The 11,008-nt window shown below is 59.6% G+C and carries 8 protein-coding genes and 1 pseudogene; 6 read left to right on the plus strand and 3 right to left on the minus strand.

Going from position 1 to position 11,008, the window contains the following annotated elements:
- The 3 genes from rbbA to OJJ21_RS05575 form a co-directional block, all read left to right on the plus strand.
- The coding region (gene rbbA, locus OJJ21_RS05565; RefSeq protein ID WP_297683975.1) for a ribosome-associated ATPase/putative transporter RbbA at positions 1-2,198 on the plus strand (2,198 nt) is incomplete at its 5' end.
- 2 nt (positions 2,199-2,200) lie between these two features.
- Positions 2,201-3,313: an ABC transporter permease gene (locus tag OJJ21_RS05570; RefSeq protein ID WP_297683977.1), complete on the plus strand. Its 1,113-nt coding sequence runs from the start codon at positions 2,201-2,203 to the stop codon at positions 3,311-3,313.
- Positions 3,314-3,567: 254 nt separating this feature from the next.
- Positions 3,568-4,794 carry an MFS transporter gene (locus tag OJJ21_RS05575; RefSeq protein ID WP_297683979.1) on the plus strand — a complete coding sequence of 409 codons (1,227 nt, stop codon included), beginning with the start codon at positions 3,568-3,570 and terminating at the stop codon, positions 4,792-4,794.
- Between the two features lie 267 nt (positions 4,795-5,061).
- On the opposite strand, the gene OJJ21_RS05580 is transcribed toward OJJ21_RS05575, so the two are convergent.
- Both OJJ21_RS05580 and OJJ21_RS05585 read right to left on the minus strand, forming a co-directional pair.
- Positions 5,062-5,361 carry a hypothetical protein gene (locus tag OJJ21_RS05580; RefSeq protein ID WP_297683981.1) on the minus strand — a complete coding sequence of 100 codons (300 nt, stop codon included), beginning with the start codon at positions 5,359-5,361 and terminating at the stop codon, positions 5,062-5,064.
- Positions 5,313-6,965 (minus strand): IS66 family transposase, encoded by a 1,653-nt coding sequence (locus OJJ21_RS05585; protein WP_297683983.1) that lies wholly within the window; start codon positions 6,963-6,965, stop codon positions 5,313-5,315. Before OJJ21_RS05585 ends, OJJ21_RS05580 begins: the two co-directional genes overlap by 49 nt.
- 530 nt (positions 6,966-7,495) lie before the next feature.
- On the opposite strand from OJJ21_RS05585, the gene OJJ21_RS05590 reads away from it, so the two are divergent.
- From OJJ21_RS05590 to OJJ21_RS05600, 3 genes and pseudogenes are all read left to right on the plus strand, one after another.
- Complete coding sequence (locus OJJ21_RS05590; RefSeq protein WP_297683985.1) at positions 7,496-9,094, plus strand: recombinase family protein; 1,599 nt, start codon at positions 7,496-7,498, stop codon at positions 9,092-9,094.
- A gap of 81 nt (positions 9,095-9,175) precedes the next feature.
- Positions 9,176-10,114: pseudogene (locus OJJ21_RS05595) on the plus strand (IS630 family transposase).
- A 51-nt stretch (positions 10,115-10,165) separates the two neighbouring features.
- Positions 10,166-10,648 carry a hypothetical protein gene (locus tag OJJ21_RS05600; protein ID WP_297683987.1) on the plus strand — a complete coding sequence of 161 codons (483 nt, stop codon included), beginning with the start codon at positions 10,166-10,168 and terminating at the stop codon, positions 10,646-10,648.
- On the opposite strand, the gene tnpB is transcribed toward OJJ21_RS05600, so the two are convergent.
- Positions 10,636-11,008: IS66 family insertion sequence element accessory protein TnpB (tnpB, locus tag OJJ21_RS05605; protein WP_366092452.1), on the minus strand; the 373-nt coding region annotated here is incomplete at its 5' end. The two genes, OJJ21_RS05600 and tnpB, sit on opposite strands and share 13 nt — an antisense overlap.

The following is an 11,008-nucleotide window of genomic DNA, read 5'->3' on the forward strand; positions in this document are numbered from 1 at the left end:
TCCGCAGCAGACGTGCGGGCATGGGCGTTATTGTCGCCACCGCCTATATGGAAGAAGCAGCCGGTTTTGACTGGCTGGTGGTGATGAATGCCGGACGCGTGCTCGCCACCGGCGCGCCGGCGGACCTGCTGCGGCAGACCGGCACCGCCACGCTCGACGCCGCCTTCATCGCACTGCTCCCCGAAGAAGAACGCCGAGGTTATTCGGAGGTGGTGATTCCGCATCGATCCGCAAAACTCGATGGTGACGTCGCCATCGAGGCCGAGCATCTCACCATGCGGTTCGACGATTTCACTGCGGTCGACGACGTCAGCTTCCGCATTGAGCGCGGCGAAATCTTCGGCTTTCTCGGCTCGAACGGCTGCGGCAAGACCACGACAATGAAGATGCTGACTGGGCTGCTGCCGGCCAGTGAAGGCAAAGCGAAATTGTTCGGACACGAAGTGGACCCAAACGACATGGCTGTCAGGCGACGCGTTGGATACATGTCGCAGTCCTTCTCCCTCTATTCTGAACTTACAGTACGACAAAATCTCGACTTGCATGCGCGATTGTTCAACATGCCTCCCGAGACCATCCCGGACCGCATCGAGAAGATGGCGGAGCGCTTCGATCTCACCAGTATCATGGATGCGCTTCCGGACGCCCTGCCGCTCGGCATCCGCCAGCGGTTGTCGCTCGCTGTGGCCATGATCCACTCTCCAGACATGCTGATTCTCGACGAGCCGACTTCGGGTGTCGATCCCGTGGCGCGCGACGGATTCTGGCAGATCCTGTCCGACCTCTCACGCAAGGACAACGTCACGATCTTCGTCTCCACGCACTTCATGAATGAGGCTGAGCGCTGCGATCGCATCTCACTCATGCATGCGGGAAAAGTGCTCGTCAGCGACACGCCAACCGCAATTATCGAAAAGCGCTCAGCCGCCACCCTTGAAGATGCCTTCGTCGCCTATCTGGAGGACGCGATCGATGCCGCCGAAGGCCCGGCGTCGGCAGAGCCGATGGCTGCGCCTGCATTGGCGCCCTTGGACGCGCAGGACGGCGGCACCGCCCGACGCACGCGGCGCTGGTTCGACCCGCGGCGGATGTTCGCCTATGCAAGGCGCGAGACACTCGAACTGCGCCGCGACCCGATCCGCGCCACGCTCGCCACCATTGGCAGCGTCATCTTGATGTTCGTGATGGGCTACGGCATTAACATCGACATCGAGAACCTGTCCTTCGCCGTTCTCGACCGCGACGACACCACCATCAGCCGCGACTATACCCTGCAGATCGCGGGCTCACGCTACTTCAACGAGAAGGCTCCGATCACCGACTATGCCGATCTCGACGAGCGCATGCGCAGCGGCGAACTGAGCCTGGCGATCGAGATTCCGCCGGGCTTCGGGCGCGACGTGGCGCGCGGCCGCAATGTCGAGATCGGTGCGTGGATCGACGGTGCGATGCCGATGCGAGCGGAGACGGTGCAAGGTTATGTGCAGGCGATGCATGCGAATTGGCTGACGCAGAAAGCGCGGGAACTATATGGCGACGCCGCGACGATCGCCAATTTCCAGATCGCACTCCGTTACCGCTATAATCCCGACGTCAAGAGCCTGGTAGCCATGGCTCCGGCGGTGATTCCGCTCCTCCTGCTGTTGATACCATCTATGCTCGCTGTACTCAGCGTGGTTCGCGAGAAGGAACTCGGATCGATCATCAATTTCTACGCCACCCCTGTGACGCGGCTGGAATTCCTCATCGGCAAGCAGATTCCCTATGTGGCGCTTGGAATGCTGAACTTTCTTCTGCTGGCGGCCTTCGCGATTTTCGCCTTTCGCGTGCCGTTCACTGGAAGCTTCCTTACCTTCACTGGTGGAGCATTCCTTTATATCATCATCACGACGGCCATGGGTCTGGTGATCTCGACCTTCATGAGCAGTCAAATCGCCGCGCTCTTCGGGACGACGCTTATTACCATGATCCCCGCCATTCAGTACTCTGGCCTGATTGATCCGGTATCGTCGCTTCAGGGCGCCGGCGCCTTGATCGGACGCATCTATCCGACGACCTATTTCGTCAACATTTCGCGCGGTACCTTCTCGAAAGGGCTCGATTTCGTCGATCTGTCGGGCGCGTTCATCGCGCTGCTCATCACCATTCCCATACTCCTCAGCCTCGGCGCAGTTCTCCTCAAGAAGCAGGCCGGCTAGGCATGCGCACCGCCAACATCATTCAGCTTGGCGTCAAGGAATTGCGGGGACTCATTCGCGATCCGATGCTGCTTGTGCTTATCATCTACTCCTTCACGCTCTCGATCTACACTGCATCGAAAGCGATGCCCGAGACGCTCAACATGGCGGCCATCGCGGTGGTCGACGAGGACCAGTCGCCGGTCTCGTCGCGCATCATCACCGCATTCAATCCGCCCTACTTCTCGATACCTCGGCTCATCACCCAGCGGGAGATGGACACCCGCATGGACTCTGGTCTAGACACTTTCGCGTTGGACATTCCGCCAGACTTCCAGCGCGATCTTCTCGCCCGCAGATCACCGACTATTCAGCTCAACATCGACGCAACCCGCATGTCGCAGGCCTTCAGCGGCGGCGGCTACATTCAGTCCATCGTCACCAGTGAGGTCAGCGAGTTCCTGAAGCGCTATCGCGCAGCAGCCACGGTGCCGGTCGACCTGACACTGCGGGCTCGCTTTAATCCGACGCTCAACAAAAGCTGGTTCGGCGCCATCAACAATGTCATCACCGCCATCACCATGTTGTCGATCATCCTGACCGGAGCCGCCCTCATCCGCGAGCGCGAGCACGGCACTATCGAACATCTCCTCGTCATGCCGGTGACCCCGTTCGAAATTATGGCGAGCAAGATCTGGTCGATGGGGCTGGTGGTTCTAGTGGCATCCTGTCTGTCTTTAGTATTCATCGTTGAGGGATTGCTGGCAGTTCCAATCAGAGGCTCGATCGTGCTGTTCATGGTCGGGGCAGCGCTACAGCTGTTCGCGACGACCTGCATGGGCATTTTTCTGGCAACGATGGCTGGCACCATGCCGCAGTTCGGTCTCCTGCTCATACTCATCCTGCTGCCGCTTCAGGCATTGTCGGGCGGCGTAACGCCGCGCGAGAGCATGCCCGAAATCATTCAGACCATCATGCTCGCAGCGCCCAATACGCATTTCACCATCATGGCGCAGGCCATCCTGTTCCGCGGCGCCGGACTTGATGTCATCTGGCCGCAATTGTTGGTCCTCATCGTGATTGGCGGCGCATTGTTCATACTCGCGCTCAGACGATTCCGCCGTTTCCTAAAATAGATTTGTCGACATCTACGTCGCGAGATAACGACCGCAAATGAGACCCGTGCTGCCTGCTACAGGTTATGTGTCAAGATGACGATCGTGCGACTCATGGATTAGCTTTGATATGTTGGATAGCAGCGAGCTCAACCAGTTATGCTTTATCTAAATGGCGTTGCCGAACTGTGGACTTGATTTATCACACAGCGATAAATCGGAGGTCCATGAAATCGTTATGATACGTTTTAGGCGAATAATTCCCAAAGCGTGGAATGGGTGAAGGCTCGCGCAATGAGATGTCGTTGGAGCACCTGGTTGTGGTAGATGCGCCTCCTGCTGCCTCGAAATCGTGCACCCAGCTTCCACGCAGCATCTGGGCGCTCGGCTTCGTCAGCATGTTCATGGATATCTCGTCCGAGATGATCCATGCATTGCTGCCGATCTACCTTGTAACGGTGCTCGGAGCCTCGACACTCGCCGTTGGCTTCGTCGAAGGAATCGCGGAAGCGACGGCCAACATCACCAAGATTTTCTCCGGGGCGCTGTCTGACTGGCTCGGCAAGCGCAAATTGCTGACGGCTCTGGGCTACGGTCTCGCCGCCTTCACCAAGCCGGTCTTCCCCTTGGCTGCATCACTCGGTTGGGTGGTCGCGGCGCGCTTCATCGATCGCATCGGAAAAGGTATCCGCGACGCGCCCCGGGACGCGCTCATTGCCGACATCGCATCGCCAGATCAGCGCGGCGCGAGTTTCGGGCTGCGGCAGGCGCTCGATACGGTCGGGGCTTTCGTTGGGCCGCTTGCCGCGATTATTCTGATGTCGCTCAGTTCCGACAATTTCCGCCTCGTGTTCTGGATCGCGGTGATCCCGGCCTTTGCCGCACTGGCGGTGATGCTCTTTGCCGTCAGGGAGCCGGTGAGGCACGATGCCGAGGTCAGGCCGCGGCTGCGCCTAGCGGATGTCAAACGTCTGTCGGTGGCGTTCTGGACCGTGGTGGGCGTCGCCATGATCCTGACCCTTGCCCGGTTTTCTGAGGCGTTCCTGATCCTGCGTTCGCAGAACGTTGGGTTGCCCACCACGCTCGCACCGGTGATCATGGTGGTGATGAACATCGTCTACGCGATAACAGCCTATCCAGCCGGTGTGTTGTCCGACCGGTTCGGCCGAACCGGACTGCTCGCGCTAGGCATCGTCTGCCTGATTGTTGCGGACCTCGTCCTCGCGCTCGGCACGAGCATCACGCTCGTCATGGCAGGCGTCGTGTTCTGGGGTCTTCACATGGCGCTTACGCAGGGATTGTTCGCCAGCCTCATCGCCGATACCGCACCGGATGATCTGCGTGGGACTGCGTTTGGCGTGTTCAACTTCGCCGGAGGTATTGCCATGTTGGTCGCGAGTGTCCTCGCTGGGGGGCTGTGGGAGGCTTACGGTCCGGCGGCCACTTTTCTTGCGGGCGCTGGGTTTAGCACAGTTGCGTTGATTTGTTTGTGCTTGCTCTGAGAGACTGAGAAATCTTTTCATTTTTCCTCCATCGTAGTCACGAATTTGGAACGCCGTATTTGAGTTTCTGTTCCGCCAAATACCCGGCGCTTGGCGACAAATCCTTGGAAGCCAGCGCGAGCGAATCCCTTGCCGCACTATGTCCAATTCGACCGACCTGACGACTCATCCAGAAAGACCATCATGGATGTCGGAATGGCTGCCCGCTTGGCGCGCCGATGTTCTGGTTTGCGGCATAGTATCCATCCGGCATAGGCCGCAGGGGTCCTATTTGCCGGTTTCCCAGCGCTTGAGCAGCGAAGGGGCTTCTTTATGGATTTTGATGAGATCGATGAGGTTCTCGATCCCAAAGTCCGTGAAGGCCAACACGCCGTCCTCGCCGACGCCGTAGACCCATATCACGCCGTCTTCGATTTCCATTTCGTTGGCGACGTCGGAGAGCCAGTCCTCGTCTTCACCGAGATTTTTGGCGACCTGGTTGATCGTCGTAACGTGGTGGACCTTGTTGGTATGCATGATCAGGCCGCCCGAGCAGAAGTCGTTGATGCTGGCGGTGTCCAATTCCACGGCAACAATTCATCCAACCGATGGGCAGGATGGGTTGCGATACGGGCGAGGACGTCGGCAAGCCATGCCTGGGGATCGATGCGATTCATTTTGGCCGTGACGATGAGGCTGTACATGGCGGCCGCGCGTTGTCCGCCACGGTCGGATCCGCAGAACAGCCAGGATTTTCGGCCAAGAGCAATTCCTCTCAACCCTCGTTCGGCGGCATTGTTCGACAAGCAAACGCGGCCATCCTCAAGGAACAGGGTGAAGCCTGCCCAGCGCTTGAGCATGTAGTTGATCGCTTTGGCGAGATCATGTCCACGAGCGAGCTTCTCGAGCTGCGCGCGCATGTAGAGACGAAGATCGTCGACCAGCGGCCGGCTCAACATCCGTCGGACGGCCAGGCGTTTCTCGACGCTCTTGCCGTTGATCGACCGCTCGATCTCGAACAGCGCGTCGATGCGGCGCACGACCTCAATCGCGATCGGCGACAGCGCAATCTCCTTCTTGCCCGAGGCTTTGCGTCGCGCGTTCTCCTCGATGTCAGCCATGGCGAAGAACGGGCGCCTGGCGTGCACCCAACACGCCGCTTCCAAGATCGGCCCAGGACTTCGCCCAGCCTGATACAGCTTGTTGTAGCCGTCATAAGCGTCCGCTTGCAGGATCCCGGCATAGCCGGCCAGATGGCCCTGAGGATGCTCACCCCTGCGATCACGTGAGTAGTAAAATATCGCCGCAGGCGGCCCGGCTCCGCCAAACGGAGCGTCATCGCGCAGGTAAATCCAGCATCGCCCGGTGTCGGTTTTTCCCTCGGCCAGAACTGGCACGGTCGTATCATCGCCGTGCAATCGCTCTGCCGCCATGACATGGCGCTCCACAAGCCGAAGCAGAGGATCGAGCGCCGCGCAGACCGACCCCACGGCGTCGGCCATGGTCGACAGCGCGATCGGCACACCCTCCAGAGCATAACGCTCGGCCTGGCGGTTCAACGGCTGATGCTGACCGAACTTCTCGAACATGATCATGGCCAGCAGGCTCGGCCCCGCCCATCCCCTGGCGATGACGTGGAACGGGGCCGGCGCTTGGGTGATCTTTTCGCAGTCGCGGCAGGTGAACTTCTCCCGCACCGTCTCGATGACCTTCCACCGCCGGGGCTGCGTTTCCAAAGTTCGCGTCACGTCTTCGCCGAGTTTGCGCAGGCGGTTGCCGCCACAGCACTCACACGCCGTCGGCGGCTCGATCACCAAACGCTCGCGGGGAAGGTGATCGGGGAAGGTGTTGCGCTCGGCACGCTTGCGCGTAAATCCGCGCACCGACGTTGTCTTGGCGACCGCCGTCTCTGCCGCGAGTTCGTCTTCGGTGGCGCTGGCTTCCAGCTCCTCGAACTGAAGCGCCAACTGATCGATCAGGCGTACTGATCGCTCCGATCGTTGCCCGTAGACCTGCCGCTCCAGCTTCGCGATCCGCAACTTCTGCTGGGCGATCAGCGCCACGTCTTCCGACGCCTTGGCCCGCGCTACCATCAGCTCCGCGGTCACATCGAGGGCCTTGGCGCGCTCGATGATCAACGCCTCTTTCAGCGCTCTGATGTCATCGGGAAGAGCGCCGCGATCAGCATCCATGGCGACAAGAGAATCACAAATTTTGTGATTTGTGGCGCCCAAAAAATCGATGATCCGATATTTTGCCCGATATTTTGTTGGCTCAGCCGGCGCTCTTGGGCCGCCATGTCAGTTGTGGATTTCGCCAGTCGATCCCTTCCAGCGAGGGGATTGAGGAATGTCCCCAATAGTGAGTCTGACGAATCATTTCCGGAGGTGGTCGAAGTTCGAGACCCCCACCATCCTTTGTACGGCCGCTCATTTCGAGTGATCAGGAAGATCGGCCAGCGAGGCCGAGGCACTCCCCCTTCGTATGAAGTTGAGTTTCGTGCAGGAAGCAGTCTTCTGATTCAAGCGACCGCAATCGAATATTTTGACCAAGAAGCAAATCAGATTAAGCTGAGTATGGAGGCTCTACTCGAGCTTTTATCGACAGCGGATTGTCCCGACGCACATGAGCATGGATCCAGCCGATCTTTGGTCGACGCTGACGCCCGCGCTCCGACGCCAGATCGTCGAAGACGTCGCCGCGATTTTGGCGGAGATCCCTCATGAAGTCCGAGCTGGTCACATCAAGCCACTTGGCGCGCAAAGCCGTAGTATACATCCGGCAGTCGACGCCCCACCAGGTTGTAAGCAATCAGGAGAGTCTGCGCCTTCAATACGCACTTCGCCAGCGCGCCCGCGAACTCGGATGGCGTGAGGCGGCCATCGACGTGATTGATGCGGATCTCGGGTTGAGCGGCGCGTCTATAGCACAACGTAACGGCTTCAAGGAGCTCGTTGGCCGCGTTGGCCTAAGTGAAGTCGGACTCATCCTGTCGATCGACGTCACCCGCTTGGCCCGTAATTGCACCGACTGGTATCCGCTGCTGGATATCTGCGGTCTACGTGGCTGCCTGATCGCCGATCGCGATGGTGTCTATGATCCGGGCACTCCCAACGGGCGGTTGCTTCTCGGGCTGAAGGGTTCGATCTCCGAGCTTGAGCTACATACGATCCGCAGCCGGCTGACCGCCGGCCTGCTTGCTAAAGCCGAACGCGGCGAACTTGCGGTTATGCTGCCAATCGGGCTGATGCGAGACCAGAGCGGCTTGGTCGTTAAGGATCCCGACATGGCCGTGCAAGGGCGGCTCGGTCTCGTCTTCCAGTTATTCCTGCAGCTGCGCAGCGTTGCCAAGGTCATGCGAGCGTTGAACGAGCGGGACCTGGAACTGCCGCGTCGTGATCGGTATGGCGATTTGTGCTGGACGCGCGCGACGCTGGCTGCTGTCGCGGCGATCTTGAAGAATCCGGCATACGCGGGCGCCTTTGTCTATGGACGGACCCGCTTCCGGCCGCCGAAGCGGGAGGGTGCCCTGCCACAAAAGGCTCCGCGGCCGATGGAGGAATGGCGGATCGTCGTTAAAGATCGATATCCAGCCTATATCGACTGGCCAATTTATGAAAAAATCCGATCCGTCATCAGAGATAACCGAGCCGAATACATGCGCATCAAAACCCGCGGCGCGCCTCGCAATGGCGAGCTCCTGCTCCACGGCATTGCCTGGTGCGCACGATGTGGCCATAAGATGTACGTTCGCTACAAGGGCGGCGGCGAGTATGTATGCAATCACCTGCGTACCCAGGAAGGTCAGCCAACTTGCCAACACATCCGCGCCGCCCATATCGATGCAGCCGTTGGCGACGCATTCCTAACGGCACTTGCGCCGGCCGAACTCGATGCCTTGTCGCGCTCCCGCCGGGCGCAGCAGCAGATGAACAATGCGTTACGCTCCAGTGCAGAACGAGAGCTTGAGCGCAAGCGATACACGGCCGCGCTCACCGAACGGCAGTTCAACCGAGCTGATCCAGATAATCGGTTGGTCGCCTCGGAACTCGAGCGCCGATGGGAAGCAGCGCTAAACGACGTGCGCGCCGCCGAAGAGGCACTTGCCCGACAGACGCCGCCCAAAGCCATCACACAAGTGGCCCTAAGCAAGGAGCTAAACGACAAGGTCATCAGCCTCACCGGCCGCCTCCCGCAGATATGGGGCGACGAGACTATCTCGGATGCCCATCGCAAGGCGTTGTTGCGATGTCTTATCGAAAAGGTCGTTCTCGACCGCGGAGAGCGCGACTTGGCCCTGGCTAGAGCGGTTTTCGGTTGATGTGAATCGGAACAGTAAGGGGTTCCCAAAGGAGCGCAAATCAGATTCGGGTTGCTTTGACAGCAACAGCGAGGTCGCGCGATGGCGAAGGGATACTCGAAGGACCTCAGGGCGCGGGCGGTCGCGCTTGTCGAAGACGGCGAGAGCAGACGTGAAGCTGCGCGATTGCTCGGTCTCGGCGCTTCGACCGCAATTCGCTGGATCGAACGCTGGACGACAACGGGCAGCGTAGCGGCATTGCCCGGCACGGGCCACAGTCGCTCGCCGCTCGAGGCACATCGCCAATGGTTGCTTGATCTGGTCGTAGCGGAGCCGGACTTGACGCTCGAAGAGATTCGCGCGCGGCTCAAGTCTGAGAAGCGGCTCAAAACCGGCACGACATCGGTCTGGCGCTTCTACGAACGCCATGACATCACGTTCAAAAAAAACTCTGCACGCGGCCGAACAGGATCGTCCTGATGTCGCTGCGGCGCGTGCTGAACTGAAGGTAGAGCAATCCAGGCTTGCCGCACGGCGCCTTGTCTTCATCGACGAGACTGCGGTTACGACCAAGATGGTCCGGCACCGCGGCCGCTCACCACGTGGCGAGCGTCTGGTTGCGAGCGTGCCGCACGGCCACTGGAAAACGCTGACGCTCATTGCCGCGCTACGCATCAATGGCCTGACCGCGCCTTATGTCATGGATGGCGCGATGGATGGGCCATCGTTCCTCGCTTATGTTGAGCAGATGCTCGCGCCGACGCTGCGCAAAGGCGATATCGTCTTCATGGATAACCTTCGCACCCACAAGATCGACGGCGTTCGCCAGGCGGTCGAAGCGGTCGGGGCCAAAGTGCGTTATCTGCCGGCCTACTCGCCGGACTTCAATCCGATCGAAATGGCATTCTCGAAACTGAAAACGGCGCTGCGCAAAGGCGCCGCTCGCACCGTGACAACGCTGATGAGGCTCATCGGTAAGCTCATCAAAACATTTGTACCGAGCAGTGCGCGAACTACTTTCGACATGCCGGATACCGGTAGTGACCCATCTCAAGTGGAAATCGCTCTAGGATCGTCTGGCGAGGAGGTGCCGTGACGGAGCTCGAAGTGAAGATGACCGTCAACTCCGTCACCAGATTGACGCGAGGCACAGAGATGCGGGAACGCCTGCTGACGCTCGCTCGCGACGGCGTCCCAGACGACGAGATCGCCGCAATCCTTACCCAAGAAGGCCACCGCTCGCCCCGTTGCGTCGATAAGGTGCTGCCTATCACCATTGGGCGGCTCCGTCGTGCTGCTGCCATCAAGGTAGCTGCCCAGCGCAGCCGATGGGAGCACGATGGCTCACTCCTCAGCCCGCCCGAACTGGCCCGAAGGCTTGAGATTCCAGTGAACTGGCTCTATGTACAAATCCGAACTAAGCGTTTGCTGATTGATCGCCAGCCCAGCGGCGCCTATCTCTTCCCGAATACACCATCTGTTCTTGACGCCATCGGAGACCTTCGAAACCACGTCATTGCGCAACTTGATCTAAGAATCTGTCAGCCTAACAAGGAGGGACATCAACATGGGTGATCGAACATATAGGCCATCTGCGCCGCCGAGATCGATACGGCACCGTCCGATGCCGAAGGCCAGATGAACCGTCCGCGGCCGAGCCGCTTGGCGTAAAGTGATAATCCGATCCCGTCATGCCACAGGATCTTCGCCAGATCGCCGCGACGGCCGCGGAAGATGAAGAGATCGCCGCCGTGAGGATCGCGCTTGAGGCCTTCCTGAACCTGCAAGGCCAGGCCCTGCATACCGCGTCTCATGTCGGTGTGGCCGGTCGCAATCCAAACCCGACTGCTTGAGGGAATCGGGATCAAGATCGCAACGCCTTCAACGTCGCCGCGATCAATGCGGACGGCGCATTTGCGCCAATCCGCACCCGCG

Origin of the sequence: Ferrovibrio sp., assembly GCF_025869515.1 — a bacterium.
Lineage (GTDB): Bacteria > Pseudomonadota > Alphaproteobacteria > Ferrovibrionales > Ferrovibrionaceae > Ferrovibrio.

What these genes read in the sequence shown, in the direction of transcription:
- OJJ21_RS05575 (WP_297683979.1), top strand. Translation starts at nt 3,568, where the DNA reads ATGGGTGAAGGCTCGCGCAATGAGATGTCGTTGGAGCACCTGGTTGTG.
- OJJ21_RS05585 (WP_297683983.1), bottom strand. Translation starts at nt 6,965, where the DNA reads ATGGATGCTGATCGCGGCGCTCTTCCCGATGACATCAGAGCGCTGAAA.
- OJJ21_RS05570 (WP_297683977.1), top strand. Translation starts at nt 2,201, where the DNA reads ATGCGCACCGCCAACATCATTCAGCTTGGCGTCAAGGAATTGCGGGGA.
- OJJ21_RS05590 (WP_297683985.1), top strand. Translation starts at nt 7,496, where the DNA reads ATGAAGTCCGAGCTGGTCACATCAAGCCACTTGGCGCGCAAAGCCGTA.